Annotated in this window: 26 protein-coding genes and 5 pseudogenes; 21 read left to right on the forward strand and 10 right to left on the reverse strand. The window is 69.5% G+C overall.

Features of this window, described 5'->3' with window-relative positions; all coding sequences use genetic code 11:
• Positions 1-113 precede the first annotated feature (113 nt).
• Positions 114-689, forward strand: coding sequence for a sigma-70 family RNA polymerase sigma factor (locus SSP29_RS42290; protein WP_089106267.1), 576 nt, complete (start codon positions 114-116; stop codon positions 687-689).
• A 37-nt stretch (positions 690-726) separates the two neighbouring features.
• Here SSP29_RS42290 and SSP29_RS42295 read toward each other — a convergent pair whose 3' ends face one another.
• Positions 727-3,852: an AfsR/SARP family transcriptional regulator gene (locus SSP29_RS42295; RefSeq protein WP_089106268.1), complete on the reverse strand. Its 3,126-nt coding sequence runs from the start codon at positions 3,850-3,852 to the stop codon at positions 727-729.
• A 330-nt stretch (positions 3,853-4,182) separates the two neighbouring features.
• Between SSP29_RS42295 and SSP29_RS42300 the strand changes: the two genes are divergently transcribed.
• The 4 genes from SSP29_RS42300 (at position 4,183) to SSP29_RS42315 (ending at position 7,860) form a co-directional block, all read left to right on the forward strand.
• Positions 4,183-5,115 (forward strand): catalase family peroxidase, encoded by a 933-nt coding sequence (locus tag SSP29_RS42300; protein WP_089106269.1) that lies wholly within the window; start codon positions 4,183-4,185, stop codon positions 5,113-5,115.
• A gap of 285 nt (positions 5,116-5,400) precedes the next feature.
• Positions 5,401-6,237 carry an SGNH/GDSL hydrolase family protein gene (locus SSP29_RS42305; protein ID WP_089106270.1) on the forward strand — a complete coding sequence of 279 codons (837 nt, stop codon included), beginning with the start codon at positions 5,401-5,403 and terminating at the stop codon, positions 6,235-6,237.
• Between the two features lie 51 nt (positions 6,238-6,288).
• Positions 6,289-6,561, forward strand: coding sequence for a hypothetical protein (locus SSP29_RS42310; protein WP_145969019.1), 273 nt, complete (start codon positions 6,289-6,291; stop codon positions 6,559-6,561).
• A gap of 204 nt (positions 6,562-6,765) precedes the next feature.
• Complete coding sequence (locus SSP29_RS42315; protein WP_089106272.1) at positions 6,766-7,860, forward strand: MBL fold metallo-hydrolase; 1,095 nt, start codon at positions 6,766-6,768, stop codon at positions 7,858-7,860.
• A gap of 23 nt (positions 7,861-7,883) precedes the next feature.
• Here SSP29_RS42315 and SSP29_RS42320 read toward each other — a convergent pair whose 3' ends face one another.
• From SSP29_RS42320 to SSP29_RS42330, 3 genes are all read right to left on the reverse strand, one after another.
• Positions 7,884-8,459: a helix-turn-helix domain-containing protein gene (locus tag SSP29_RS42320; protein ID WP_089106273.1), complete on the reverse strand. Its 576-nt coding sequence runs from the start codon at positions 8,457-8,459 to the stop codon at positions 7,884-7,886.
• A complete protein-coding gene (locus SSP29_RS42325; RefSeq protein ID WP_089106274.1) occupies positions 8,456-9,166 on the reverse strand; it encodes an alanyl-tRNA editing protein in 711 nt (236 codons plus the stop codon). The genes SSP29_RS42320 and SSP29_RS42325 overlap by 4 nt, the downstream gene beginning before the upstream one ends.
• Positions 9,167-9,295: 129 nt before the next feature.
• Positions 9,296-10,228 carry a threonine/serine dehydratase gene (locus tag SSP29_RS42330; protein WP_089106275.1) on the reverse strand — a complete coding sequence of 311 codons (933 nt, stop codon included), beginning with the start codon at positions 10,226-10,228 and terminating at the stop codon, positions 9,296-9,298.
• 106 nt (positions 10,229-10,334) lie between these two features.
• Between SSP29_RS42330 and SSP29_RS42335 the strand changes: the two genes are divergently transcribed.
• Together SSP29_RS42335 and SSP29_RS42340 are read left to right on the forward strand one after the other, a co-directional pair.
• Complete coding sequence (locus tag SSP29_RS42335) at positions 10,335-10,733, forward strand: RidA family protein (protein WP_089106276.1); 399 nt, start codon at positions 10,335-10,337, stop codon at positions 10,731-10,733.
• A 213-nt stretch (positions 10,734-10,946) separates the two neighbouring features.
• Complete coding sequence (locus SSP29_RS42340; protein ID WP_089106277.1) at positions 10,947-11,204, forward strand: IclR family transcriptional regulator domain-containing protein; 258 nt, start codon at positions 10,947-10,949, stop codon at positions 11,202-11,204.
• Positions 11,205-11,416: 212 nt separating this feature from the next.
• Here SSP29_RS42340 and SSP29_RS42345 read toward each other — a convergent pair whose 3' ends face one another.
• Together SSP29_RS42345 and SSP29_RS42350 are read right to left on the reverse strand one after the other, a co-directional pair.
• Positions 11,417-12,316 (reverse strand): NHL repeat-containing protein, encoded by a 900-nt coding sequence (locus SSP29_RS42345; RefSeq protein ID WP_150135991.1) that lies wholly within the window; start codon positions 12,314-12,316, stop codon positions 11,417-11,419.
• 250 nt (positions 12,317-12,566) lie between these two features.
• Positions 12,567-12,917 carry a winged helix-turn-helix transcriptional regulator gene (locus tag SSP29_RS42350; RefSeq protein ID WP_089106279.1) on the reverse strand — a complete coding sequence of 117 codons (351 nt, stop codon included), beginning with the start codon at positions 12,915-12,917 and terminating at the stop codon, positions 12,567-12,569.
• Positions 12,918-12,985: 68 nt separating this feature from the next.
• Between SSP29_RS42350 and SSP29_RS42355 the strand changes: the two genes are divergently transcribed.
• Together SSP29_RS42355 and SSP29_RS42360 are read left to right on the forward strand one after the other, a co-directional pair.
• A complete protein-coding gene (locus SSP29_RS42355) occupies positions 12,986-13,546 on the forward strand; it encodes a carboxymuconolactone decarboxylase family protein (protein WP_089106280.1) in 561 nt (186 codons plus the stop codon).
• Between the two features lie 213 nt (positions 13,547-13,759).
• Positions 13,760-14,521: a zinc-binding dehydrogenase gene (locus tag SSP29_RS42360; protein WP_245883508.1), complete on the forward strand. Its 762-nt coding sequence runs from the start codon at positions 13,760-13,762 to the stop codon at positions 14,519-14,521.
• A gap of 668 nt (positions 14,522-15,189) precedes the next feature.
• Here SSP29_RS42360 and SSP29_RS42365 read toward each other — a convergent pair.
• The gene (locus SSP29_RS42365) at positions 15,190-16,116 is read right to left on the reverse strand and encodes a zinc-binding dehydrogenase (protein ID WP_089106281.1); all 927 of its coding nucleotides are present in this window, start codon (positions 16,114-16,116) and stop codon (positions 15,190-15,192) included.
• Positions 16,117-16,443: 327 nt separating this feature from the next.
• Here SSP29_RS42365 and SSP29_RS42370 point away from each other — a divergent pair, with 327 nt between their 5' ends.
• The gene (locus tag SSP29_RS42370; RefSeq protein ID WP_218036968.1) at positions 16,444-16,995 is read left to right on the forward strand and encodes a TetR/AcrR family transcriptional regulator; all 552 of its coding nucleotides are present in this window, start codon (positions 16,444-16,446) and stop codon (positions 16,993-16,995) included.
• Positions 16,996-17,204: 209 nt separating this feature from the next.
• On the opposite strand, the gene SSP29_RS42375 is transcribed toward SSP29_RS42370, so the two are convergent.
• Positions 17,205-17,696 carry an SMI1/KNR4 family protein gene (locus SSP29_RS42375; protein WP_089106283.1) on the reverse strand — a complete coding sequence of 164 codons (492 nt, stop codon included), beginning with the start codon at positions 17,694-17,696 and terminating at the stop codon, positions 17,205-17,207.
• A gap of 89 nt (positions 17,697-17,785) precedes the next feature.
• On the opposite strand from SSP29_RS42375, the pseudogene SSP29_RS52020 reads away from it, so the two are divergent.
• From SSP29_RS52020 to SSP29_RS42390, 4 genes and pseudogenes are all read left to right on the forward strand, one after another.
• Positions 17,786-17,965 (forward strand): annotated as a pseudogene (locus SSP29_RS52020) (hypothetical protein); the annotation flags it as partial.
• 44 nt (positions 17,966-18,009) lie between these two features.
• Positions 18,010-18,396 (forward strand): hypothetical protein, encoded by a 387-nt coding sequence (locus SSP29_RS42380; RefSeq protein WP_089106284.1) that lies wholly within the window; start codon positions 18,010-18,012, stop codon positions 18,394-18,396.
• A 414-nt stretch (positions 18,397-18,810) separates the two neighbouring features.
• Positions 18,811-18,946, forward strand: a pseudogene (locus SSP29_RS61635) (IS110 family transposase); the annotation flags it as partial.
• Positions 18,947-19,088: 142 nt separating this feature from the next.
• Positions 19,089-19,523 carry a VOC family protein gene (locus SSP29_RS42390; RefSeq protein WP_089106285.1) on the forward strand — a complete coding sequence of 145 codons (435 nt, stop codon included), beginning with the start codon at positions 19,089-19,091 and terminating at the stop codon, positions 19,521-19,523.
• A 36-nt stretch (positions 19,524-19,559) separates the two neighbouring features.
• Here SSP29_RS42390 and SSP29_RS57455 read toward each other — a convergent pair.
• Positions 19,560-19,985: pseudogene (locus SSP29_RS57455) on the reverse strand (IS5/IS1182 family transposase); the annotation flags it as partial.
• 148 nt (positions 19,986-20,133) lie between these two features.
• Positions 20,134-20,262 carry a hypothetical protein gene (locus SSP29_RS61035; RefSeq protein WP_275539787.1) on the reverse strand — a complete coding sequence of 43 codons (129 nt, stop codon included), beginning with the start codon at positions 20,260-20,262 and terminating at the stop codon, positions 20,134-20,136.
• 5 nt (positions 20,263-20,267) lie between these two features.
• Between SSP29_RS61035 and SSP29_RS42400 the strand changes: the two genes are divergently transcribed.
• From SSP29_RS42400 to SSP29_RS57460, 7 genes and pseudogenes are all read left to right on the forward strand, one after another.
• Positions 20,268-20,852, forward strand: coding sequence for a DinB family protein (locus SSP29_RS42400; RefSeq protein ID WP_089106286.1), 585 nt, complete (start codon positions 20,268-20,270; stop codon positions 20,850-20,852).
• Positions 20,853-20,897: 45 nt separating this feature from the next.
• Positions 20,898-21,712: pseudogene (locus tag SSP29_RS42405) on the forward strand (IS5 family transposase); the annotation flags it as partial.
• A 520-nt stretch (positions 21,713-22,232) separates the two neighbouring features.
• Positions 22,233-22,598: a peptidoglycan-binding domain-containing protein gene (locus tag SSP29_RS42410; RefSeq protein WP_245883510.1), complete on the forward strand. Its 366-nt coding sequence runs from the start codon at positions 22,233-22,235 to the stop codon at positions 22,596-22,598.
• Between the two features lie 291 nt (positions 22,599-22,889).
• A pseudogene (locus tag SSP29_RS42415) lies at positions 22,890-23,321 on the forward strand (helix-turn-helix domain-containing protein); the annotation flags it as partial.
• Positions 23,322-23,405: 84 nt separating this feature from the next.
• Complete coding sequence (locus SSP29_RS42420) at positions 23,406-23,747, forward strand: hypothetical protein (RefSeq protein ID WP_089106289.1); 342 nt, start codon at positions 23,406-23,408, stop codon at positions 23,745-23,747.
• A gap of 220 nt (positions 23,748-23,967) precedes the next feature.
• Positions 23,968-24,636 (forward strand): hypothetical protein, encoded by a 669-nt coding sequence (locus SSP29_RS42425; protein ID WP_089106358.1) that lies wholly within the window; start codon positions 23,968-23,970, stop codon positions 24,634-24,636.
• A 405-nt stretch (positions 24,637-25,041) separates the two neighbouring features.
• On the forward strand, positions 25,042-25,188 hold the full coding sequence (locus tag SSP29_RS57460) for a helix-turn-helix domain-containing protein (RefSeq protein ID WP_245883511.1): 147 nt from the start codon (positions 25,042-25,044) through the stop codon (positions 25,186-25,188).
• Positions 25,189-25,524: the final 336 nt, after the last annotated feature.

The raw sequence follows: 25,524 nt of genomic DNA on the forward strand, positions 1-25,524 counted from the left end.
GGTTAAGCGGACGGCAAGCGGTTGGCAAGCAGTCCCCTCAAGGGTTGGCCCGTTCAGCTTTCAACGAGTTTGCGCGCCTTCCGTTCGCTGTCGGCGCGCGGGGAAACGCGGGCATGAGACACAGCACAGGCAACCGGGGCACGGACCAGAAGCGACCGACCGGCCGTGCCCGGGACAGGGCGGGCGACGAGGCGTTCGTGCGTGCCCTCTACGACAAGCACGGGATGTTCATGGCGAGAGTGGCGACCGGGCTGCTGTGCGGTGACACCCATCAGGCCCAGGACATGGTGCAGGAGACCGTCCTGCGGGCCTGGCGGCACGCCGGTGTCCTCGACCCCGATGCGGAGGGAGTGCGGCCCTGGCTCGTCACCGTCCTGCGCAACCTCGTCATCGACGGCCACCGTGCCCGCCGGGCCCGCCCCCCGGAGACCGACGACACCACCCTCGCCGACCTGCCCGGCCCCGAACGCCTGGAACGCGCCCTCAGCAAGAAGATCGTCCGCGAAGCCCTGGCGGACCTGACCCTCCAGCACCGCGAGATCCTCGTCCACGCCCACTTCCTCGACCACTCGGTGGAACGGACCTCCCAGCTCCTCGGCATACCCCGCGGCACCGTCAAATCCCGCACCCACCTCGCCCTCAGAGCCCTGCGGACCGCACTGGCCGAGCGCGGCTACACCCACCTCTGAGCGGGACCTCGTTCCGCCGCGGCCGCTGCCCCCGCACTCACCAGAAGGCGGCCAGCACCGACGGCGAGCCCGACAGACGCTCGTGGAGGGGATGTCCCCGCGTCGGCACTGCCTGTCTCCCCTCCGTGACGTCGGCGAGGAGACAGCCGACCGCCTTCCGGGTGAGAGGCTCCATGAGCAGATCGGTCAGGCGCCCGACCTCGAGAAGGATTTCGTGCCGGTCCGCGCCCCCGGCAGGTTCCGGGTGCGACGGCGGCACACAGGCGACGAGCGCAAGGCCCGCCACCGCCTTGCGGTTACGAGGGGAGGTCGGTGACGACCAGACCTCCCGGAAGACCGCCTCGGCCTCGTCGAAGCGCGACTGGCCGGCCAGGACCACCCCGCGCAGATTGGCGACGGCCGCCCCGAGGTCGTACGAGACGAGCTCGGAGGCGACCTTCTCCACTTCGGAAAGTCTCCTGTCCGCCGAGTCGATGAGCCCTTCTCCCACATCGAGGAAGGCGAGCCGCAACGCTCGGTAGGCCCACCGCGACCGCGCGCCTATGGACCGGAAGACACCGCAGGCCTCGCTCCACGACTCCCGGGCCGCCTCCCTCCTGCCGACGCTCTCCTCGGCGTCGCCGCGGGCCGTGAGGCAGACCGACAGGGTGACGGGGTCGTCGATGGCCTTGGACACCTCGATGCCGGTCAGCGCGTGCTCCCGTGCCGCGTCCGCGTCTCCCGCGTGCAGGCAGTAGGTCGACCAGGCGTAGTGCAGGGCGACCCGGTCCCAGCCGAACTCCGTACCGGCGATCCCCGCGTCGGCCGCCGCGAACCGGGCCTCCCAGCCCTCCTCGGCGGCAAGCCGCGCGTGCAGGGCCTCCCAGACGGGACCCACGACCGCCAGATCCGGATTCCTCGCAGTCCGCCATGTGCCGCTGTAGCGCTCCTCGTACTCCAGTGCGCTGTCATGCCGTCCGGAGACATGGTTCAGCCAGGCCAGCCAGACGAAGACATAGCAGAGGGCCCACTCCTCCCCGGGTGTCGGACGCCGGTGACCGGCGGCGGTCCGCATGGCCGTGTCGTAGGCGTCCAGGGTGCGGGTCAGCCTGTCGATTCCCTCTTCTTCGCGGCCGAGGATGTACCAGAAGTAGCCGAGAGACGATTCGAGACGAAGCGCGTCGGCGACCCGCGCCGTGCGCGTCATGAGTTCCGAGGCGACTCTGAGGTTCGCGGACTCCTCGGTGACACGGCGGGACCAGTAGGCCTGCTCCCGCGACGGCATGCCCTTGTGGCCCTTTCTGACGAACCCCAGCGACCACGCGATGAAGCGGTCCTGGGCCGGCGCCAGTTGTCCTTTTTCCGCAAGCTTCGCCAGCGCGTACTCGCGTACCGTCTCCAGCATCTGGAAACGGGTCCCGCCGGCGGTGCGCACCGTGAAAATCAGTGACTTGTCGACCAGTTGACCCAGGACGTGAAGAACGCCGGCGTTGTCCGCCGGGGCGGGGTCCGAAGGCGGCGGTCCGCCCTTCTCCGCGTCCTCGACGGAGCAGCCGGCCACGCGCAGGGCGAGTTCGCCCAGGACCAGTTGCTCGGATTCGCTGAGCAGGGCGTAACTCCAGTCGAGAACCGCGCGGAGGGTCCGGTGCCGTCGGGGGGCGGTGCGTGCTCCCTTGACCAGCAGGGCGAACCGGTCGTCCAGCCGTGCGGCGATTTCCGCGACGGACAGCAGTCTCACGTGCGCGGCGGCGAGTTCGACGGCGAGCGGAAGTCCGTCCAGCCGGCGGCACAGTTCGACGACCCCGTGGTCCCTCGCCGTGTCCTGGTCGAACGACGGATCGATCATCGAGGCCCGGAGGGCGAAGAGCCGGGCGGCTTCCTCCGCGGTCATCGGGTCCACCGGGAAGAGCACTTCGCCGGAGGTGCTCAGCGGTTCTCTGCTGGTGGCCACGATCGTGACCGACGGACAGGTGTCGAGCAGCTTCTTCACGAGAAGCGCCGTCCCGTCCAGGACGTGTTCGCAGTTGTCGAACGCCAGGATCGCCGGGTGTTCCTTCAGATAGGAGACGATCCGCTCGAGAGGGCCGAGTGGATACTGGTCCGCCGTGACCGAGCTCTCGGACAGACCGAGTGCGGAGGCGAGGGCCGGCAGCACACCGTCCTTTCCGGCGGCCACGAGGTCGATCCACCAGACGGCTGCGCCGGCGTCGCCCCGTCGCGACAGGGCCTCCAGCATGAGCCGGGTCTTGCCCACACCTCCCGGGCCGACGGCCGTGACGAGGCGCTGACGGCCGATCTCCGCCCGCAGACTCCGCAGCATGCCGACGCGTCCCACGAACGCGCCGGGGGGAACCATCAGGTTCCCTTCCGCCGTCGCGTGAGGCGGACGATCCCCGGAAGCCTCCGGGGTGCCCGATGCACCGCCGGGTCCCCGGAGGGCAGGGTCGTGCGAAAGGATCGCCCTGTGCAGCGCTTCCAGCTCGGGAGACGGGGCGAGTCCGAGCTCGGAGTCCAGGAGGCGCCGTCCTTCGTGGAAGGCCGCGAGCGCCTCGGCGTGCCGTCCGCAGCGGTAGAGCGCCAGCATCAACTGAGCCCGCGGCTTTTCCCGGAGGGGCTGCGCGGTCACCAGATGCGCCAGTTCCACGACGAGTTCGCGGGCCTTTCCCAGTGCCATGCCGGCGGTGACGGCATCCTCGTTCGCCGTGAGCCGGAGCTCCTCCAGCCGGGCGCGCTCTGCGTCGAAGAAGAAGCCGGTCAGGTCCTTGAGGGCGGGAGCCCGCCACAGTGCCAGCGCGTCCCGCAGCAGCGCTTCCGCCTCTGTGTGATTCCCTTCGCGGAGATTCTCCCGGCCGCGGAGAATCCGGTCCTCGAATTCGGTGACATCGACACGGTCGTGTTCCGAAAGGACCAACCGGTAGCCGCCGTACTGCGTGACGATCCGCCCCTCTTCGCCTCGGGCGGCAAAGGAGGTACGCAGTTTTGTCATCTGCACCTGCAGGGCGTTGACGGGATTCCTCGCCGCCCGCTCACCCCACAGTTCGTCGACGAGGGTCTCGCTCTGCACCGGACGCCCCTCGGCCAGGATCAGCCTCGCGATGACGGAGCGCCCCAGGGAACCCGGGAAATCAATCAAGGACCCGTCGGAGGCGACCGCTTCGAGGTGTCCGAGCAATCGAAAATGCATGTGCTTTTCTAGCACGGGTGAGCGGGCCGGCCCTGGTCCCGCCATGTGCCGTCGGACGCGGGGCCGCCGACCGACCCGCCTCCCGAAGTGGGTGAACCGGGCCCTGATGCGGCTCGTACCCCGCAATGAGACGAGTCCGGCGAACGGCTCGTCCGGGGCGGTCCGCCCCTGTCTGCCCTGAGCCCCTGGGCCCGTCCGCCCGTCCGCCCGTCCGTCCGTCCGCCCGTCGGCGGCGCGCCGGCGCGGCCGGTGCCGCGCCGAGCACCCGCAGGACGTGGGTCCCCCAGGCCATGGCCGGCTCCTTACCTGTTTCGTTTTCGGAGGATTGACATGTCGAGCAGTTCCACTGATCACACCCTGGCCGTCGAGGTGGTCGACAGCATGGAGCGCATGAGCGGGAGGCACCCGGGACAGCGCCGGTCGAGTGCCCGGGGAGCCGCCTTCCGGGCCACCTTCGCACCCACCGGGGCCGCGGCGGCCCTGACCACGGCCGCACATCTGCAGACGCGGCCGGTTCCGGCCACCGTACGGTTCTCGAACTCCGAGGGAAATCCGCACACTCCCGACACCGCCCCGGTCACCCGTGGCATGGCCACCCGCTTCCATCTGCACGACGGCAGTGACACCGACCTCATCGCCCTCACCGTCCCCCGGTTCGTCGCCGCCACCCCCCGGGAGTTCCTCGAACTGACCGAGGCCCTGCGCCCCGACCCCGTCACCCACCAGCCCGATCTGGCCCGGGTGCACGCGTTTGTCGGAGCCCACCCCCATCTGGCCGAGGCCGTCGCGCAGCAGCCGCCCGTCCCCGTCAGCTACGCCTCCGCCGCCTACTGGGCCATCCATGCCTTCGTATGGGTCGACGCGGCCGGTACCAGGCAGGCCGTGCGGTACCGCTGGGAACCGGAGGCCGGACGCCTCGGCCTGACCGCGGACGAGGCGGCCACCCGTACCGCCCACTACCTGACCGACGAACTCCACCAGCGCCTGGAGCGGGGGCCGGTGGCGTTCGTGCTGCGGGTCCAGCTCGCCGATCCCGACGACCCGACCCACGACCCCAGCACCGTCTGGCCCGACCACCGCAGGGAGATCATCGCCGGGCGCCTGGAGATCACCGCACCCGCGGACGACCAGGACCACTGGGACGCGCAGGCCTTCAACCCCACCCGGGTCACCACCGGCATCCAGCTCTCCGACGACCCCGTCCTCGCCTTCCGCGCACACGCCTACGTCGAGTCCCACCTCCGGCGCAGTCACCACCGGTAGAGGCCCACCCCGCGCCGCCCGAACCGCTCGCGCGGACCGACGCGCGGATCCCCTTCCGCGCCGCATCCGTGGCTGCACCACCTCGGCGCGCGGTCGAGTGAACCTCCCTGGTACCGGCATCGTTTGATTTCACGTCAGCACACCGCCCCACGGCTGACGACTGTTGTCGGAGCGACTCGACAAGCGCTCCCGGGGCCTGACGAATGGACGGACTTGAACAACCAGACCAAGAGATCCCCCGGACGGCGAGGCCTGCTGCGAGGCGCCATGGTGGCGTGCTGCGCGATGGCCCTCTCCACAGCGGGCGCGATATCGGCAAGCGCCGCGACACCCACCGCGCGCACCGTGGACTACGTGGCGCTCGGCGACTCGTACGCCTCCGGCCCCGGCATCCCGGCCCAGGTCGACACCGCGTGCGCGCGCTCCGACCAGAACTATCCGTCCCTCCTCGCGGCGGCGACGCACGCGCGGCTGACCGACGTCAGTTGTGCGGGCGCCACGACGACCGCCCTGGCCGGACCCCAGGGTGCGCAGGCCCCTCAGCTGGACGCGCTGGACGCGGACACGGACGTGGTCACCCTGACCATCGGAGGCAACGACATCGGCTTCTCCAGTGACCTGGCCACCTGCGCCGGGCTCGCGGCCAAGGACCCGACGGGCAACCCGTGCCAGACCTTCTTCACGAGCCAGGGCACCGACCGGCTGGAGCAGCGCGTCGACGACACCGCCCCCAGGATCGCCGCGGCGCTGGACGCCGTACGGCAGCGGGCGCCCCGTGCCAAGGTCCTGGTGGTCGGCTATCCCGACCTGTTCCCGGACGACGGGGTCGGCTGCACCAGCTCCGTGATGCCGCTGGCCGCGGGTGACTTCGGCTATCTGCGGGACACCGAGAAGAAGCTCAACGCGATGCTCGCCGGCCAGGCGTCCGCGCACGGCGCGCGCTACGTCGACACCTACACCCCGACCGTAGGACACGACATGTGCCGGCCGGCCGGAGAGCGCTGGATCGAACCCCTGGTCACGGTGGCACCGGCCGCGCCCGCCCACCCCAACGCCCAGGGTCAGCAGGCCATGGCGGCAGCGGTGGAGCATGTCCTCCGCTGCGGCGCGCACCGCCGCTGACCCCGGTGGAAAGACGGGCCGCCGGCTGTCCTGACGGAGAGCCGGCGGCCCGTGAGCAAAGGCAGACGGATGGCGATCATGTCGATCTCGAAGTTCACGCCGGACCAGAAAATCCACCATCTGATCACCTGGGCCACGGAATGGAAAGGAGAACGGAGAGGGCGGAGCCTGTGGGCCTATTCCCTGAGCCTGGGCGGCTCCCATGCCCTCATGAACGACTGGTTCAAGAACGAGAAGCTGCTCCGGCTGCTCACCCAGGAAGAGAAGGACCTGATCCGGGAGGCGCGTGAGCGGGCGGCACGCGCCTGGTCGGACAGGGGCTGACCGACGGGAACCGGCTTGTGCCCTCCGCGGTGACGGACGCCCCGCGACGGACGCCCCCTTGGACGACCCGCAGAGTGGTTTACGATTCAACCAGAGTCGTTTATGGTTCAACCAAGTTGACCGGTCTCCGAGCCTGAGGCGGCGTGGCACACCTGCCGCGCCATGCCTGACCGTGCTTCAACTCCCCTTTCCCGAGGAGGACCTATGACGTCCGAGCCCACCGCTTCCGGTTCCGCCGCCGCGAACCGGCGTACCTTCCTGAGGCGTGCGTCTGCCGTTGCGGCAGTCCCGGTCGGCGCCGGCGTGTTCGGCCTGCCGGCCGGTACCGCGCACGCGGTCGGCACGGCCGGGCTGCCCGGCTTCGAGCCGGTGCCCGTGGGGTCCATGGGGCCGGCGCTCAACGCGGACGGCTACTACGTCGGCCGGATCGAGGGGAACCTGTACTGGGTGACCGACGCCTACTACCAGGCCATGTTCCTCAGTACCCGGCACGGCGTGGTGCTCGTCGACGCCCCGCCGACCATCGGGACCAACCTCCTGCGTGCCATCGAGGACGTCACCAGGGCCAACGGGAGGCCTGACAAGGTGACACATCTCGTCCACTCGCACGCGCACGCCGACCACATAGGCGCGTCCGTCCTGTTCGGGAACGACGTCGTACGCATCGGGCACAGGGTGAACCGCGAGCTGCTGCTGCGTGCCGACGACCCCAACAGGCCGGCGCCGAAGGTGACTTTCGACAGCCGGTACACCCTCTCCGTCGGCGGAGAGCACCTGGAGCTGGCGTACCACGGGCCGAATCACGCGCCGGACAACATCTACGTCTACGCCCCGGCCTACCGGACCCTGATGCTCGTCGACGTGCTCTTCCCCGGATGGGTCCCGTTCAAGAGCCTCGCCGTCTCCCAGGACATTCCCGCCTGGATCAAGGCGCACGACGTGGCGCTGTCCTATCCCTGGACCACCTTGGTCGCAGGCCATCTCGGACGCCTCGGGGTCCGGGCCGACGGCGAGCTGCAGAAGGAGTACATGGCCGACCTGGAGGCCGGCGTCCGAGCCGCCATCAAGTCGGTGGACCCCACGCCGTACTTCCAGGAGTACGGGCCGGGCGGGAACGCCTGGGCCATATTCAGGACCTACCTCGACGCGGTGGCGCGGACGGCGGCCGATCCGGTCGCCGGCAAGTACCTCGGCAGGCTGGCCGCCGCCGACGTCTTCACGTTCGACAACGCGGCCACCCTGCTGGAGTCGCTGCGCATCGACTCCGGCGTACTGGGGCCCTTCGGCATCCGGCCGTGACGCACCGAGAGCCCGGATCCCCGTCAGCTGAGAAGGGGTGAGGCGAAGACGACGGTGACGTCGGCACCTTCGTCCCCGGTCCGGTAGACGTGCGGCGCGTCGCCGGCGAACGCGAGCATGTCGCCGGGGCCCAGGGACTGGGGGTTGTCGGTCGATCCGGCGGTGAGCCGGCCGGAGGACATCAGGAGGTGTTCCACGGTTCCGGTGGCGTGGGGCAGGCCGTTGATCTCGCTGTTCGGCGGGATCCGCATGCGCCAGATCTCCAGGCTGTGGCCTCCGCTGATGCGGCGCAGCAGTTCACGGGTCACTTCGCCGGGCTTGGCCTCGGTGGCCTGGATGTAGATGGGGCCGGGATCGGTGTCGCGGGCCATGAGGTCGGTGATCGGGATGCGCAGGGCGATGGCGAGCGCGTCGATGGTGCCGATGGTGGGGTTGCCGGTGCCGGCCTCCAGATTGGAGAGGGTGGCCTTGCTGATGCCGGCCCGTCGGGCGAGTTCGGCGCTGGTCATACCGCGCTGGGTACGGCGCAGGCGGATCTGCGCGCCGATCGCGGCCGACATGCTGCTGGCCGGCGTCCGTTCCGCGGCGGGCCCGGTCATGAGGCCGCCCGGTGCTCGGCGGAGTACGAGACCTTGATGCGGCCCTTCTTCACCCGCAAGGCCGGAAGGGTGACGTGGGCGAGCTCGCCCAGACTCCGTACGTGGGTGCCGCCGCAGGGCGCCGTGTGGATGTCACCGAGGCGGATCAGGCGGCGGCCGTCGCCGTCGTGGCCGGCGCCGACGGGCAGGTCGGCCTCGATGGCGCGGGCGATGGCCTCGCGCAGTTCGCCGGTGACGGCCTCCCGGCCCTCCGGGTCGGCGAGCCGCGGGTCGGGCGACCCGGTCTGGAACTCGACCCGGGCCTGGCCGGGGAAGTGGTTGTTGCCGACGGTCGTCCAGCCGTGCGACCGGACGACCGCCTCCACCAGGTGGCCTGCGGTGTGCAGGGCGGCGTGCAGCAGCCGGAGGCCGAGGTCGATGCGGGTCACGACCGTGTCGCCGTCCGCCAGGGCGGGCAGCGCCGTGCCGTCCGCGGAGCTCAGGGTGATCAGGCCGAGGTCGTGATCGCGTACAGGGAGGACCTCGTGCTCGTCGAGCCGGCCGCGGTCGGCGGGCTGGCCGCCGCCCTGCGGATGGAAGAGTGAACGCTCGACGGCCACCCAACCGGTACCGTCCCGCTCGCCTGAGGCGATGATCTTCGTCTTCACCGTTTCAGCGTAGGTGTCGGTAAGGTACTCGCTCACCTGGATACCGGAATACTGAACCATTCGTTCAGTATAGCGAATCCGGTGTGGTGAATCAGGTGTGGTGAATGCGGTGTGACGAATGTGCTGTGGCGAATTCGGTGCCGCTCGGGAGCTGTGCCTGCGGAGCGCGGCCGCGGGCCGGGCGGTGGATCAGCGGCCCAGGGTTTCCAGCGGGGTGTTGGCACCGCACACGATCACCGCGATGTTCCGGCCCTCGGGCCGGTAGGCGCCCGAGGTCAGGGCGGCGTATGCGGTTGCCGCGCCGTGCTCGGCGGCGATGCGGTACTCGCTCCACAGTGCTTCGCGGGCGGCGATGATGTCGTGGTCGTCGACCAGCAGGTTCTCCAGGTGCGGTGCGTCCTGGGTGCTCTCGAAAGCGGTCTCGCCGATGACGCGTGCGCCCAGGGAGTCGGCGGCGACACCGCAGACGGGAACGTCCACCCGGGCGCCGGCGCGCAGCGCGGCGTCGAGGGTGGGGATGTTCCGCGGCTCGACGGCGACGACGCGAGCCCGCCCGGCGGCCGAGGCGAGGGTGCCGGCCAGCATGCCGCCGCCGCCGACGGCGAGGAGGATCGTGTCGATGGCGGGTTCGTCGCTCAGGATCTCCTCGGCGATCGTCCCGGCACCCGCGGAGATCTCCAGCCCGTCGTGGGCGTGGCAGAACAGGGCTCCGGACTGCTCGGCGAACGCGACGGCGGCCTCGTACGCCTCGGCGTACTCGCGGCCCACGAGGTGGACCTTCGCTCCGTAGGACTCGATCCGGGAGACCTTGACCTCCGGCGCGGTCTCGGGCACGAAGACGGAGGCAGGCACGCCTACGGCGGCTGCCGCATACGCGGTTGACAGGCCCGCGTTGCCGCCCGAGGCGGCGACGACGCCGATCGCGGGGTCGAGGTCGCCGCGATCCCGTGCGGCCAGTACCCGGTTGAAGGACCCGCGGGGCTTGAAGCAGCCGGTGTGCTGCAGGAACTCGCACTTCAGCCACAGCGGGCGGTCCGGAGTGCCGACCTGGAGCAGCGGGGTGCGGCGTATGCGCCCGCGGATCCGGTTTCCGGCGGTCAGGACGTCGTCCCTGGTGATCATCTTTCGCTCCTCACGTCGATGCGTTCAATTTACTGTACGATACGTTCGGCAGAATCTGTTACGTTGCGTTGCCGAACCACCGCCCACGCAAGGAGCAAGGAGCGTCATGCCGAAGCAGACCATCGCCGTCCCGGTCCTCTCGGAAGCCCTCAAGTTCGCCCCGCTGGAACTCGTCACCCGTGCCGGCGACCACGTCTACATCTCCGGACTCCCGCCCTATTCGCCCGAAACGGGCGAACTGGTCTCCGGTGATGTGTCCACCCAGGTGAAGACCTGCCTGGCCGCCCTGGACGCCTGCCTCGCAGCGGCGGGGGCAACGAAGGACGACATCGCCAACGTGCGCATCTACAGCACCAACTCGGGCTGGTTCGCCGCGATCAACGAGGTGTACCGCGAGTACTTCGGCGCGGACGGCCCGTTCCCGTCGAGGACGTTCGTACCGGTGGCCTCGTGGTTCACCAACTTCGACATCGAGATCGACTGTGTCGTGTACCTCGGCGACTAAGCGCTCCGCTGGAAGTGCCGCGATGTGCCGTCTGTCGACTGCGGCGCCGTCGTGGCTGGTCGCGCAGTTCCCCGCGCCCCTTCGGGGCGCTGCCGAACCGCACCGGACTTCGCCGGACCCGCTTAGGCTCCCCGCGACCGCCCGCGTCACCGAGAAGATCACGGTTCTCACCTCTGCGCCTCGGCGCGGGCGACGGATCCTGCCCGGCCCCGGGTGGGACCGCGCACCCTCGCCCTCCCCGGACCACTGGTACGTCAGTTCCAGCGCATCGCCTCCGGCGGCATCGCCTACGAACACGAGGAGTCGGCCCTCGGCGTGGCCTGTGTCGCCGCCGTCATCCGGGCCGGAGACGGCCCGCCCGTCGCCGCGGTCTCGGCATCCGGCTGGATCGGCAGGGTCGACATCCGCCGCATCGGACCCGCCGTCCGCACCACCGCGCTGAGCATCTCCCGCGGCCTGCCCACCCCCTGATCGCGTGGTCCCCGGTGGCCCGGTGGGGGTGCTGTGCTCGCACCGTACGTCCGCGTCGGGCACACCTTCGCCCGCGTGAAGGGCCGGAAATCCTCAGGTCACGCGAAAGGGCGCCCGGCCGGGAGTAAACCCGCCGGGCGCCCTTCCGCGATCACTGTTCCGGTGTTCCGGTGTTCCGGTGTTCCGGACCACCGGGCGAGGTGCCTACCGCCTCATCGCGACGTCAGCCCCGTGATCCGCCACAAACCGTCGCCTCCGCTACCGGTGGTGTACGCGTCCCCGGACGCCGCCAGTGAGAAGCTGAAGGTGTTGATCCCGACGATGTTGGTGACGTGGGACTGCACCCCGGTGACGGCGTTCACGCGCTTCACCTCGTCGCCGACCTGGAAGTAGACCAGGCCGTCGCCGCCGACCGAGATCGACGTGGGTTCGTAGCTCTCGCCGGCCAGCACACGCGTCGTACCGGTGGCCACGTTCGTCTGGAGGATGCGGCCCTGGCCCATGTCCGCCGTGTAGGCGAGGCCCGCCTTGTCGAACGCGAGGCCATAGGAGAAGCCGAGCCCCGTGGCCACCATGCGCGGTGTCCCGCCGTCCGGAACGGCGATGATCTCTCCGTTGGTGTCGGTGGCATAGGTGGTGGTGCCGAAGCGGGCCACGCCGAAGAGCGCGGGCAGGCCGGCGGCCAGCGTACGGCGACTGCCGGTGGCGAGGGTGACCTGCTGAAGCGTGCCGTCGAAGCTGGTGATGTACGCGTTGCCGTCAGCGACGGCCACTCCGCGGAGGTTGCCCAGACCGGTGGTGACCGTGTCGAGCGCTCCGGTGGCCAGGTCGAGCTTGAGCAGGTCGCCTCCCGAGTACGCCAGGTACACCGCGCCGGCGTTGTCGGGGGCGATGGCGACCGGGGAGCCGGCCGCCGGCGCGATCCGCACGCAATCCGCGGACGGGCACTTGACGTCACCTGTCGCGGCAACTGCCGGAGCGGCGAGGGCCGTTGCCGCGCCCGACGCCAGCAACGCGCCGAGGGCCAGCGCCACGCCCAGGGCGCGCCCGCGTGCGGTGAGCGAGCGGGTGGGACGGTCGAGCGGGAGTCGCGTCGCGGTCCTAGATCTCATCATTGAGTCCATCCGTTCCTGTCCGTCGACGATCGGTGGGCCCACGGGATCGCCGTGGGCACTGCACTGGCTACGTACGGGGGTACGGAGAGGTTCACGAAGGCGAGTACCAGGGTCCGTCTTCGAACGGATCCTGCCCAAAGCAGGCACGGGGCCAGGGAGATCGCCGCTTCGCAGGATGCGGCGGCGGTCGTGTCATGCCGGGTCGCGAGGCCGCAGACCCCAACCGCCGGCGCGACACCCGACCATTTCAGTCCTCGGCCGCAGCGTTGTCCGTTTCCCTTGCCCATCGTCGGCTCCAGGCGTCCAACGGACTCAGCGCCTCGACAAGGTCCTGACCGAGTGGCGTGAGGTGGTAGCCGTCGCTGTGCAGGGTGAGCAGGCGGGCGCCGGTCAGTTCGTCGAGGCGGGTGCTGAGCACGCTGGAGGACATGCGCTCGCATCGGCGCTGCAGCTCGCGGAAGCCTGTCGGTGCCTGACTCAGTTCCCACAGGATGCGCATCGTCCAACGCCGTCCGAGCAGATCGAGTGCGGCCATGACGGGACGGCCCGACTCGGACCCCCGTACCGGCACGCCCGGCCGTGGCGCTCTGGCTCCCATTACCCACTCCTTGCGCTTCGCTTCTCGAAGCATGATAGTGATTCGAAAATCGAAGCAAGGGATGTCGTATGCCGCGCATCGAACCGCTCAGCCCGCCGTACACGGCCCAAGTCGACCAGGCGCTCCGCCGGTGGATGCCCCCCGACGTGCCGCACGAGCCGCTCACGCTGTTCCGCGTCCTGCACCGCAACCCGGAACTGGCCTCACGCATGTTCGCCCTGGGCGCCGGGCTCCTGGGACACGGCAGCCTCCCCGCCGTCGACCGGGAGCTCGTCATCGCCCGCGTCACCGCGCGCACCGGCTGTTCCTACGAGTGGGGCGTACACGCCGCAAGCCTCGCCCGGCAGGCCGGGCTCGGCCCCGAACAGCTTCAGGCGACGACCGACACCGATCCCGCGGCGAACGTCTCATGGCCGCCCCACCACGCGGCACTGCTCGGCGCGGTCGACGAACTGCACGACACGGCGCAGCTCTCGCAGACCGCCTGGGATGCCCTGCGCGTGCACTACGAGGACGGCCAACTGCTCGAACTCCTCGTTCTGGCCGGCTGGTACCGCACCATCAGCTACCTGGCCAACGGGCTCCTCCTGGAAGAGGAACCCTGGGGCACCGGCTTTCCGGCCCGGTGACGGTACTTCGCGTGCGTGCCATGCGGTTCGGGAGGTTCGGTGGCCCGGAGGTCCTGGAGGAGGCCGATGTGCCGGATCCGCCGGCGGGGCCGGGCGAGACCCTGGTCCAGGGGGAGGCCGCGGGTGTCAATTTCGGCGACATCAAGCAGATCGCGGGCGGACACAGCGACGGTCCGTACGCCCCCCGAGGCCCGCTGCCCCGTACTTCCCGGCATGGAGGTCGTCGGCAGGACCGGAGCCGGCCGACGAGTCCTCGGCTACGTTCCGCAGGGCGGTCACGCCGCCAAGACGGCCGTCGCCGACCGCCACCTGGTCGCGTTGCGGCCGGGGGTGGGTGCGGGCGAGGCGCTGGCGGTTCTCGTACAGGGGCCGACGGCGTGGCAGCTGCTGCGGTCGGTCGCGCGTATCAGGCCCGGTGAGAGCGTGGTGGTCCATGCCGCCGGGGGCGGGACCGGCAGTCTCGTCGTCCAACTGGCCCGGGAGTTCGGGGCCGGACGGATCATCGCCACGGCGTCGTCCGACGAGAAACGCGCCCTCGCTCTCGAACGCGGCGCGGACGCGGCGGTCGACGGCGGCGCGGAAGGCTGTCGAGAGCGGGTCCTCGACGCCGACCACGGACACCCGGTCGACATCGTCCTGGACGCCATCGGGGGCCCCGTCCTCGACGCCGCCCTGGACACCCTCGGACACCTCGGCCGACTGGTGACCTACGGCGCCTCGTCCCGGCAGACAGCCTCCGCGATCACGCCGAGCCGACTGGCGGTGGACAGCATCACCGTCGCCGGCTTCTGGGTCGTCCCACTCATCGTCAGGAACGGTGCCGGCGGCGCGGAGCCGGCGCAGCTGCTCGACCTCACGGCGCGGCGCCGCCCGCGACCCCTGGTCGGCGCGGAGTACGACCTGGCGCGGGCCCGCGACGCGCACGAGGACCTGCTCGGCCGCCGTACGAAGGGGAAACTGGTCCTCCGCCCTTGAAGACGAACGCCCGTCTTGCCACCGGCCGAGCCCCACGGCCGGCCCGCGCCGTCACCCGCCGGCGCCTCACCCGCCCCGACACCTTGCAGCACCAGGGTCCTTCTTCAAAGATCATCGCGTGGTGAATCATGATGAGGCGATAGGCCGCCATGAACTCACCGACCAGGACGGGGAGTTACTGACTCCGCTGATACCACGACCTGCGACGCGGCGGCCGCGCGTGGCGGACCGGCAGGTCATCAACGGGATGGTCTACAAGATCCACGATCCTGGCGACGCCAGGACAACGCCAGGACAACGCCACGACAGCATCTGCGCACGCCCGCTCCTGGAACGCATCCGAGTTCCCCGGACCGGGACCGGGCCGACCACGCTGCCGGCCCGACCAGGCCATGGCCGACAATGCCTACAGCTCCCGCTCCTGCCGCCGGCCTGACGGCCCAGGGCCGCGGTGCACCGTGGCGGCGTTGGTCCCGAGTAGGCAGCCGATGCGGCCGGGGCCCCGGCGGCGCAGGATCCGGACCTTGACGATCCGTCTCTCGGCACGCGTCGGAGCGTTCGGCCCCGGCAGGAAAGGGCGTGCCGGTCGTCGCGTCGTTTGCTGTGGACCGGCAGCCCTTCGCCGTCCGCCCTCGCCGTCACCTTCATCTCGGCCGGCTCGGGAGGGTTCAGCCGACGCTGAGTACGGCCTTGCCCCGCAGGTGGCCTGCTGCCATCTCCTTCAGCAGCGAGTCCGCGTCGGCCCAGTCATTGCGGCGACCGATCTCGACCTGGAGCCTCCCCTGCGATGCCAGGTCCAGTAGCGCGTTCATGTCCTGGGCGTCACGACTCGCGTCACCGTCGCCGTAGACGAAGTGGCGCAAGGTCAGAGAGGCGCCCCCCTGGACCTGCCGGAAGAAGTCCAGGGTGATGGGGCTGCCGCTGGCCTGGCCGAACCAGAGGAACTGGCCGCCGGGGCGCAGCTTGTGGGCTGTCTTCGACCCCAGGTCGCCACCCACGGACTCCAGGACGATGTCGAAGGCAGTGTCCTCGACGGCATCAATGTCGAGAGCGATCTTGGCGCCCAGTGCCGCCATGTGGTCGGTCGGCTGGCCCTGCGCGGCAACGGCGGTGATCTCGGCTCCCGCCGCGACAGCGAGCTGGATGAGGACCTGGCCGACTCCGCCTCCCACTCCCGTGGCGAGAATCCTGCGCCCCTTCAGAGGGCCGGCGAGGGCGAGGAGCCGCTGGGCCACCAGCCCGCCCAAGGGGAGCGCGGCCGCGGACGCGGAGTCCACGTTGTCGGGGATGACCGCGAGACGGTCCGCCGAGGCGGAGACGTACTCTGCGGCGCCTCCTCCCGCAGGCAGGTGGAGGGCCACCCGGCTGCCCTCTGACGGTCCGCTGCCGTCGGCTGCGGCCTTCGCGACCACCCCGGCCGCGTCGATGCCGGGGCGGAACGTGGTCGACGGGTCGCTCAGGTACAAGAAGTCCGCTCGGTTGAGTGCGACGTCGGTCACCCGGATCAGCGCTTCGTGGCGCTGCGGGGTGGGGAGGTCGACTTCCCCCAGCTCGGTGAGGGTCTCCGGGTTGCCGGTCGGGACAAGCGCGCGCATGAAGGCACCTTCCTGAGAAGTGGTAGTACGGCTACCGCTTCACCGTACGCAAAAAACGGTAGTGGAACAACCGGATCGGTGCGCGGTGAGGCCCCCGGAGGGGGTCACGCCCGCCGCGAATACCGCGAATCGAGGGGGCGACTGGACGGCGGGTGTGCCTTGGCGAGGGTGATGCGGGCACCTGGCGCCGTGCGCCTGCGCTCTGGCGGGCGGGGGTGGAAGGCCGCACCCTCCGAAAGAAGCGGTAGTATCGCTACCGAATCCATCGTGCTACCGAGGCGGGGCGACCACTGCCGCCTCGGTGGGTGTCCCGATCAGGAGCCTGGATTGACCGCCACGTCGCGTGCGCCGCGCAAAGATCAAGTTCGCAACCGGCGGCGGCTGCTCGATGCGGCCCGCCTGGCCATCGCCGAGCAGGGACCCGACCTGAGCATCGAGGCCATCGCCCGGACCGCGGGAGTGGGAGCGACCACCTTCTACCGGCACTTCGCGACCAAGGACGACCTTGTCCTCCAACTGCTGGCGGACTTGGCGAGCGGCGCTTCCCGGGTCGCGGAGGAGGCCGCTGCCATCGCCGACGACTGGGAGGCCTTCTGCGCGGTGTTCACCAGCGGGTGCGTACTCGATGACGCGGGGCTGCGATTGTTCGACGCTCTGTGCAAGACGAGCCCGCAGGCGGCCGAGCGGGGGGCGACTCTCACCGCCTCCTTGATCACCCCGGTCGCCGACCGGGCCTGGCGAAGCGGCCAACTGCGCGGGGACGTCACCGCCGAAGACGTGGCGGCGTTCATGCGCATGGCCGACTCGGCCTCAACCCCCCGGCAGCGTGAGAGCGCGCACGAGGTGATGCTGGCCGGCCTGCGCACCCCGGCCGAGTAGCGGCATCCTGTTCCTGACCTTCGGCAGAGGCCGCCTGCCAAGCCGGGCTGATTGCGGCCGGTAAGTGCACGCGTGGGGTGCACCGCCCGTGCCGCCCAACGGTCGTCGCAAGGAGATTGACCGGCCGGCCCGTCCGACTCAGCGGCCCTCGCCGGCCAGCGCGACACCGTCGTGAGCATCCGCGCGGCTGCCGACGCGGCCTCGATCAGCTAGGCGGCATCAGGAAAGACGTTGGTGCTGATGTTTCCCGACAGCCAGCCAACCAGGAACTCGACCGCACCCACAGGATGCGCGTCGTAGCGCCAGCCCCGCGGATTCCAGCAGACGACCGTCCAGTCGTCCGGCTTCCCGTCAGTGAGCCAACACACGCGGTCGCCGTTGTCGGTGCCTGCCCACGACAGGAGTCCGCCCGGCTCCGGGTAGAAGGGGTACGGGCAGTCTTCGGGGTTGCTGTCCCGGAAGTTGCGTTCCTGGTCCAGCAGCCGCTTCGCCGGGCCGACCAGCAGGTCTCGCCCGCCGAAGGGCGTAAGCGGCGTCAAGAACTCGGCGAAGTGGTAGGCCCCGTAGGCTCCGACCAACTCCTTGAAATCCGAGGGCAGTTCCAGGCCGAGTGCTGCCTCCACCTCGTTCCAGTCTCCGTTCGCCCACCGTGGTTGCGGCGGCGGAGGGACGAGGCGAGTGAGGTCGTCGAACGCGGTCATGGGTTGAGCTTAGGGGTGTTCGTCGTGACGGCAGCTGCTGCCCTCGCCCAGGGCGCGAGCCGCGGGCAACTGACGAACACGGACGCCTCTACGCCCCGGCCACCGGCCGCTTTCTGTCCACCGATCCCGTGCACGACAGCGGCGCGAACGCCTGCGACTGCGCCGCCGCCGATCCGGTGAACCGGCTGGACCTCCGCGGAACCAAGCTCGTGCACCGCACCCGGACCGTGTGCGGTGCGTACGACTACATCGTCGAGATAGTGGTCTGAGTGGCGGCGAGTGGCTGTACTCCCTCTTCCGGGGCAACGGAGAGATGACCACCGACCACCTCGCCCCCCACGTGACGGCGCGCCGCACCTTCCTGGCGGAGTCCTCGGTCGCCCTGCTGATCCGCGACATCCGCGCCGCCGGGCATCCGGCACCCGACATCGTCATCGACGTCATGGACCCCGACCCCCAGTTCCGCCTGGGCAAGGTCGCGGTGGAGGGCACCCACATCCAGTCGGTCGACGCGCAGGGCGTCCTCGCCGAGGCCGCCGACGGCGTCCAGACCTACCTGGCCTACCCGGGCTGGACGGTATGGCCCACCTGTCCGGCCCACGGACTGGGCGTCCATCCCTCCAGCACGGCGGCTGGGGTGGCGGAATGGGTCTGCTCGGCCGGGCACGTCGTACGGCCTATTTGCCCGGACCTGAGCTGACCCTGCGACTTCGGGCCAGGCGGCGGCCTACCCGACGCGGAGCGAATCCTTGCTGCGCTCTCAACACGGTGACTCGACGGTGGCACTCCCGTGCGAGCGACTGGGCACCGGCCTCCTTCCTGAGGAGCAGTCCGCGGCTGTTCTCGCCATCGCGGACTTCAGGCAGGATCGTGAGCTGCCTTGAGCGCCCACGGCGTGGGTCTGATCTGATCATTCGTACGATCGGAGGGCTCGGGGGCTCCGGGTACGGCTGCCAGGGCTGAGCCGCTGGATGGCTTACGGGATGTGGCCACCCAGAGCCCCATGACGACTCGACCGCCAATGGGGAGACGCGACTCGATCGCCGCTGCAGGACAACGCCGGCGAGATCGTCTGCTGTCCCGTCAGATACAGCACGACGAGACAAGGGGCGACAACCTGCGCAGACCCCGCCGCTGTCACCGTGGGCTGCTCCGGACCATGTACTTGTCTGCGCTGGCCGGTCTCAAGTCCTGCCCTGGGGAAAGGACACAAGCAGGCTCTGCTCGCCCTCACCCGCCGCCGCATGAGCGGCGGGCAACCCCTTGACGGCACCGGCACCGGTATCGGCTTCCTTCTGCAGCCGCAAGACTCGGCAGCTGCCAGGTTCTCCCGACAACATGAGGATCCACGCCGAAAGGTGGGCACCAGAGCTCCCTTGCTATGGTGCGCCGGTGTCATCGATCAAGCAGTTCCAAGTCACCTTCGACTGTGCAGAACCTGCGCGCCTAGCCGGTTTTTGGTGCGAGGTGTTGGGGTACGTCGTGCCGCCGATCCCGGAGGGGTTTGCCACTTGGGCGGATTACCATCGCTCGCTGCCGCCTGAGGAGCAGGTCATCTACTTCGCATGCAGTGATCCCTCGGGTGTGGGCCCGCGCCTGCTCTTCCAGCGTGTTCCCGAAGGGAAGATCGTCAAGAATCGGGTGCATCTCGACGTGCGGGCCGGCACCGGACTCGTGGGTGAAGAGCGCCTCGCCGTGCTGGAGGCCGAATGCGCACGACTGGTTGCGCTCGGTGCCGTACACGTGCGAACGCTGCTTGCCGACGACGACAACGAGTCGTGCATCCTGATGCAGGACATCGAGGGCAACGAGTTCTGTCTCGACTGAGGTCTCGTGTGGGGGCGGAAGTCGTCCTGTGGGGGGGGCAAGGTTGTGAAGTCGGGCGATGCCTAGCAGCGCGGTGTGAATACGGTCCCCCTTCAGACGGCAGTCGCGAAGGGTCTTCGGTCTGGCCGCGTTCGCGGCGGTGCGGGACGAGCAGGCCGGTGCCTCGGTAACCGCCGTCCGCTACGACCGTGGCCCGGCCGACGGCTGCCTTCGCACCGGATAGTTCCCACGCCTTGCAGTCGTTGCGGGTAGCCGGCAGCGGGCAGCCGACGGCGACCACGAGTCGGGGGCCGGCGTCGATGACGACCCTGGTCATTGGTCGAATACCGGTAGTTTTTCGACTGCTCGGCAACCGTGTGATCCCACGTGGGGGCCAGGGCGTCGCCGTCGACTCGGCCCGAGGCGGCCGAAGATGCCGTCAGCGTCCGACTTCGGCAGCCCGAACAGTGGGGCGAGCTGGCGCGCGGCGAACTGGTGATGGGAGTGCAGACCCTCTCCCGGCCGCGCGCAGAGAGCCCTGGAGGTGAGCTATGGATACCTCGGCTGGCAGATCGCTGGTTGGGCTGCCGAGTTCTGAAGGCCGTGGACCGAGTGGGCTTTAGAGGGTGTCTCACGTGGCCAGTTTCGCGAGCTTCTTGTAGCAGGTCAGGACGGCGGCCATGGCCAGGCCTCGGCTCTGCCAGTCGTTGCGGACCACGTACGGGATCTTGAGACCGCGAGCAGCCCATGGCAGGCTCATGCCGCATGATCGATGAATTCGCGAAAGAAAACCTGCACGGGAGACTGCGGCGGGACCGCAAGGCGCTGCTCTGGAAACTCGACGGCTTGTCCGAATACGACGCCCGCCGGCCTTTGACAGCGACCGGGACCAACCTCCTCGGTCTGGTCAAACACGTGGCCACCGTCGAGGCCAGGTACTTCGGCGAGGTCTTCGACCGCCCTTCCCCGGAACCGCTGCCCCGGTGGCAGGACTACAACGGCAGCGATCTGTGGGCGACCGAGGACGAGACCCGCGATCAGATCATCGGGTTCTACCGGCGCACGTGGGAACACTCGGACGCGACGATCAACGAGCTTCCCCTCGACGCCCCCGGCCACGTGCCGTGGTGGCCGGAGCCTTATCCCCACACGAACCTGTTCGCCGTCATGGTCCATGTCCTCGGCGAGTCCATCCGGCATGCCGGGCACGCCGATATCCTGCGCGAGGGCCTCGACGGCCGGACCGGGGTGCGCGCCGAACACGAGCAGCCGATCGACGAGGAAGCCCGTGCAGCCTACTGCGCGAAGATCGAGCAGGCTGCCAGGTCGGCCGCACCGATCAAGGCTTAGAGGTTGTGTCACGTGACTTGATGTTCGTGCGGCATGATGCCGGTCGTGGGTGCTGGTCTATCGAAGCGTCTGGTTCCTGATGAACTCTGGGAGCCGGCCGCCCCGTTGCGGCCGTCGTTCGCTGCTCGTCCGCAAGGTGGTGGGACCGCTCCGCGTGACGAGCGGGCCGTGTCCACGGCAGTGGTGTACGCGCTGACCAGCGGCTGTGCCTGGCGGCATCTGCCGCCGACGTTCGGCATGTCGCCCGCCACCGCGCATCGCCGCTTCACGGTATGGACCGAGGCCGGCCTGTGGCGTCGGCTGCACCGGGCGGTGCTGGACGAACTCGGGGCCCGGGGCGAGGTGGACTGGACCTCGGCGATCGTCGACGCGGCCTCCGTTTGCGCCAAAAGGGGGGATCGCCGACCGGGCCGAACCCGGTCGAACGTGGCAAGAAGGGCAGCAAGCTGCACGTGCTGTCCGATGCCCAGGGCATCCCGCTCGCCGTCGCCGTGTCCGGCGCGAACATGCGCGACAGCCTCGCCCTCAAGCCGCTCATCCGCGGCATGCCCGCCGTCCGGTCCCGCCGGGGACCACGACGGCGCCGACCCGTCAAACTCCGCGCGGACAAGGCGTACTTCTCTGCCGAACACCTGGCCTGGCTGCGCGAGCGCGGGCTCGTCGCGCGCATCGCGCGGCCAGGCATCGAGTCCGGCGAACGCCCCGGTCGGCACCGCTGGAAGATCGAACGGTCGATCGCCTGGCTCTTCGGCTACCGCCGCCTCACCGTCCGATACGAACGAAAGGGCTCGCACCTCCTCGCCTTCCTCGGCCTGGCCGCCGCCCTGACCTGCTACAAGAAGCTCGCGAAACTTGCCACGGGAGACACCCTCTTAGGCGTACGACGTTCCCCGCCTGCGAGAAATAGCTGCGAGAAATAGCTGCGGGGAAAGCGCACCTAGGTCATCGAGCGCACCATGTCCTGACCTCCGAACTGCCGCCGCACGGTCTATCTGTTGGAGATGCCTCAAATAGCACGATGAAGATCGCGTTACGAGCTCCGACCAGGAGAATTGTCGTGACGTCGTTTTCTCGGGATGGCTGCTGCGCGAGTGGCGGCCGGAATTCATAGGCTCTCTGTCGGAATCCCCCGCGGGGCATGCTCCGAATATGGCCTGAAATCTGTCATACGAGAAATTGGATCGCATTTTCGCGAGATTTGGGCGAACGCTCCTGGCACGCTTGGGGCGGCGCAGACGGCCTGTGCGAGCGGTCGCGTCAAAGCCTTCGCAGTCGATCGGAAAGAGGAAAGCAATGCGATCTTCTCTGGCCAGGGCAGTCGTTGCCACGAGCGCCATCGTCGGCATTGCCGCTGGAGGTCTCGCGGGTGCGAGTGCGAGCGTGGCGGCTCCTCAGCAGGCCACCAAGCCTGCGGTCGGCAGCCGGCAGGTCTCCCCCCGCGCGGTGAACAACCTCGGCCTGGACACAACCCGGGCCAAGAACTGGCAGAGCTGCCTGAACGCTTGGGGCTTCAACGCCGGGACCGAGGACGGGCAGCTGGGCACCAACAGCTGGATGGCGGCACAGCGGATGCTCAACGCCTGGGGCTACAACGCCGGTACCGTCGACGGGATCGTCGGGACCAACACGATCACGGCGCTACAGAAGTTTTTGAACGCCGTCGGCGAAAACGCCGGGACCCCCGACGGGATCGCCGGACCGCAGACCAGGGCCGCGTTCTGGAATTACAACGCCACGGGCTGCTGAGCCAACCCTGCATGCCGCGTCGGGCTGGTCGAGCGGCGAGTTGGCTGCTCGACCAGCCCGGTACGTGACAACAGCTCCGGCGACTTCCTCGGCCACGGGGCGGCAGTGACTCGACCAGCAGCCGCAGGTCGTCATCCGCGGTCCACGGCGGAGCACCCGCACCCTCCCGCACGGCCGAATCGTCACATCGGTCACGCCGACCAGGGCACTTCGCCAAGATCGTGTCACGAGCTCTCAAAACGAAGACGGTCGGCCCGAAATATCGCAACGGACCCGTTCTGACACCCGAAGCTGGACCTGTCCACTTCCGCACTGCGGCTGCTGCGGCGGGAGCTGACCGCTCGGCGGCGACGGATCGGTACCCGCTGGCGTCGACTCACTTGCGGCCGACAGGCGTTGATGGCCCTGGCCCACCCGCGCTGCGGTCATACCTTCGCCCCACTCACGGCCGGGTTCGGCGTCGGCCTGGCCACCGCCCACCGCTACGTCACCGAGGCCGTGGACGTCCTGGCCGTCCTCGCCCTCACCCTCCAGCAGACCATGGCGGTTGCCGCACGCAAGGCGTTCGTGATCCTGGACGGAACCCTGCTGTCCATCGACCGCGTCGCGGCGGACCGGCTCTTCCCCACCCGCTCCCACGGCCTGCTCGACGCCCTCAGCGTCGGCGGCATCCGGTGCTGGGCCGACAAGGCGTACCAGGGCTCCGGCCCCGCCGTCCGCGTCACCGGCCTCGTCAAGGCCGTCCTCACCCTGGAGCTGACGGCCTCGACCTGAGGAGGGAGCCTTACCGCCTTCTATACTCCTGGCGTGTTTGATACATCGAACCTCCTCCACGTTTCGTCCGTGCTCAATCGGCGGTCGATCGCTCAGCATGGCCTGGATTGGACCCGGATGGGCGCCGCACGGGGAATCGCCGGCAGCCGCAGCCCTGAGGTGGAGGGGATCTTCGTCTGTCGGGGCGAGGAGGAAGCTGAGTTCTTCCTTCAGATCAACAACACCGGTGGGCCGGTTGATCTCTGGTCCGTGGACGCCATCGATGAGGGGTCGCTCCTCGACAACGGCAACGGATTCGTCTACCTGCCCGGCCGCATACCAGCGGCGCGCGTCCGCCTCGTGCGATCAGACCTTCCTGCGCGGCTTGGTTTTTGACTTCGCGCGGCGGTACGGCTGGGGGCAGACCCCCCCGGCCAACTACCTGAAGTTTCATTGCCCCTCACCGCAACCGCTTGATCTCATAGCCAGGTTGGAAGGGGCTCATTCACTTGTGCGGAAAGGCGGCCATAGTCCGGGCCGCGGGTACAGCGGAGTGTGCGGACTGGCCCCGGGCGGGGGCGTGCTCTTCCGACGGCTGCTGGGTAGCGTCCCTCCGGTGAATGTTCACCTCATCAACGACGTACCCTGTGGCCTGACCCGACGAGCTCGATCGTTTGTAGGCGTGCACGGCGTCAAGGTCGACGTTCGGTCCGTCGAGGGCCACCGGCAGTGGTGGCTTGAGCGGGACATCCCCGCAGCGGTGATCGACCGGATGACGGCCTACCAGAGGCGATGGGGCGGTCTGCTCCTGCCCCCTGCATCGCAGTACGACGGCGGCCCGAAGTACCTCGACCCGGACTCACCCGAATCAGACTCTGCAGGGTGGTGGTTCGAAGCGGGGATGCAGCGGACCGCAGTCCCCTACTCGTTCATGATCAGTCCGTCTGGTGAGTTTGGCATTCACGCAGACAGGTGGGCGCCTCTCCACGCGACCGTAGAGGGCTGGGTGGAATCGCTGGCACTGGCCCACCACGCATCCATGTGGGCAAAGCAGGTGACCAGACTCGTCGGCGATGACGTAGAGGGCATCGAGTTGGACGGATACGAGCCGGTGAGCGAGGTGATGGGCCTCGCGGACACCTGGTGGAGGGGGCCCGACTCGCTGGTGGCGCTCTATACGGGGGAGGCCACGTCACTCGACTTCCCACGAGGTCGCATCGCGTTGATCTACTCCGGCCTTGACGAGTGGGGACTGCGAGGAGGCGTCGAGGCCGGCGACGGCTGAACTTGTCGGGGAACGAGTGCAGGTCCTGAATGCGGCGTGGGTCAGGTTCGCCGAGCGATCTCTGCTGCATAGGCGGCTCTGACGGCTCGTGCGGCCCGTCGTTCGGCCGCGAAAGAGCTACGGCACGGTCGTCCAGGCCGCCGGCGGGAACTCGTGCTCGCCGAAGTACAAGGGCCGGCCGCTGGACCGGCGGGGGCTTGCCGAGTTTTCCGACCGGCCGTTCCGGAAGGTCATCGGCTACCACGCCCGCGGCCACAAGCGCTCCCGCACGTACGGCAGATGCCGGCATGAGGACCACCTCAAGGCTCGCCGGACCACCTGCACCGCCGAGTACCCGCTCATCGAGCAGGACTGGGACCGCGGCATCGTGGAGGCCCGCCAGCCCTCGCCGGGACCCCGCTGCGGATGGTCCGGGAGTTGGTCGCGTGGGGCGGGCTGGAGCGGGCGGCCGACGGCTCCTACCGCCTGGGCACCCGCATCCGCGCCCTCGGCGCCGCGGCCCCCTGCCCGCGCGGCCTGCTGGACGTCGCCGCCCCGCCGGCTGACCGGTAAACCCCTGCCCGCCACGACCCGAAGGACCCTGGAGAACCCGACCACCGCGCCGGGACTCCACCATGCCCGAACAGCGAAAGTACCTCGGTCAGTTGGCAGTTGCCTCTCAGCGATGCCTCATCACTCCGACCGAAACGGCGAGGCCAGAGCAGGCCGCGGTACTGGGGCATCGACGGCACCTGGGAGCGTGTGTTCACGGCGCCGCTCGCCCAGGCGGGGAGGCGGCAAGGCGCCATTTGGCCCGGGACTGTCGGCCCCGTCGATCCGCTGCTTCCGCTCCGTGCCGGTCACTGCGACTCCTAGGATGAAGCGTTGCTGGCTGCCCGTGCGGAGGGT

Origin of the sequence: Streptomyces hyaluromycini, from assembly GCF_002217755.1 — a bacterium.
Classification (GTDB): domain Bacteria; phylum Actinomycetota; class Actinomycetes; order Streptomycetales; family Streptomycetaceae; genus Streptomyces; species Streptomyces hyaluromycini.

What these genes read in the sequence shown, in the direction of transcription:
- SSP29_RS42290 (WP_089106267.1), top strand. Translation starts at nt 114, where the DNA reads ATGAGACACAGCACAGGCAACCGGGGCACGGACCAGAAGCGACCGACC.
- SSP29_RS42295 (WP_089106268.1), bottom strand. Translation starts at nt 3,852, where the DNA reads ATGCATTTTCGATTGCTCGGACACCTCGAAGCGGTCGCCTCCGACGGG.
- SSP29_RS42300 (WP_089106269.1), top strand. Translation starts at nt 4,183, where the DNA reads ATGTCGAGCAGTTCCACTGATCACACCCTGGCCGTCGAGGTGGTCGAC.
- SSP29_RS42305 (WP_089106270.1), top strand. Translation starts at nt 5,401, where the DNA reads ATGGCCCTCTCCACAGCGGGCGCGATATCGGCAAGCGCCGCGACACCC.
- SSP29_RS42315 (WP_089106272.1), top strand. Translation starts at nt 6,766, where the DNA reads ATGACGTCCGAGCCCACCGCTTCCGGTTCCGCCGCCGCGAACCGGCGT.
- SSP29_RS42320 (WP_089106273.1), bottom strand. Translation starts at nt 8,459, where the DNA reads ATGACCGGGCCCGCCGCGGAACGGACGCCGGCCAGCAGCATGTCGGCC.
- SSP29_RS42325 (WP_089106274.1), bottom strand. Translation starts at nt 9,166, where the DNA reads ATGGTTCAGTATTCCGGTATCCAGGTGAGCGAGTACCTTACCGACACC.
- SSP29_RS42330 (WP_089106275.1), bottom strand. Translation starts at nt 10,228, where the DNA reads ATGATCACCAGGGACGACGTCCTGACCGCCGGAAACCGGATCCGCGGG.
- SSP29_RS42335 (WP_089106276.1), top strand. Translation starts at nt 10,335, where the DNA reads ATGCCGAAGCAGACCATCGCCGTCCCGGTCCTCTCGGAAGCCCTCAAG.
- SSP29_RS42345 (WP_150135991.1), bottom strand. Translation starts at nt 12,316, where the DNA reads ATGAGATCTAGGACCGCGACGCGACTCCCGCTCGACCGTCCCACCCGC.
- SSP29_RS42350 (WP_089106279.1), bottom strand. Translation starts at nt 12,917, where the DNA reads ATGGGAGCCAGAGCGCCACGGCCGGGCGTGCCGGTACGGGGGTCCGAG.
- SSP29_RS42355 (WP_089106280.1), top strand. Translation starts at nt 12,986, where the DNA reads ATGCCGCGCATCGAACCGCTCAGCCCGCCGTACACGGCCCAAGTCGAC.
- SSP29_RS42360 (WP_245883508.1), top strand. Translation starts at nt 13,760, where the DNA reads ATGGAGGTCGTCGGCAGGACCGGAGCCGGCCGACGAGTCCTCGGCTAC.
- SSP29_RS42365 (WP_089106281.1), bottom strand. Translation starts at nt 16,116, where the DNA reads ATGCGCGCGCTTGTCCCGACCGGCAACCCGGAGACCCTCACCGAGCTG.
- SSP29_RS42375 (WP_089106283.1), bottom strand. Translation starts at nt 17,696, where the DNA reads ATGACCGCGTTCGACGACCTCACTCGCCTCGTCCCTCCGCCGCCGCAA.
- SSP29_RS42380 (WP_089106284.1), top strand. Translation starts at nt 18,010, where the DNA reads ATGACCACCGACCACCTCGCCCCCCACGTGACGGCGCGCCGCACCTTC.
- SSP29_RS61035 (WP_275539787.1), bottom strand. Translation starts at nt 20,262, where the DNA reads ATGAGCCTGCCATGGGCTGCTCGCGGTCTCAAGATCCCGTACGTGGTC.
- SSP29_RS42400 (WP_089106286.1), top strand. Translation starts at nt 20,268, where the DNA reads ATGATCGATGAATTCGCGAAAGAAAACCTGCACGGGAGACTGCGGCGG.
- SSP29_RS57460 (WP_245883511.1), top strand. Translation starts at nt 25,042, where the DNA reads ATGGTCCGGGAGTTGGTCGCGTGGGGCGGGCTGGAGCGGGCGGCCGAC.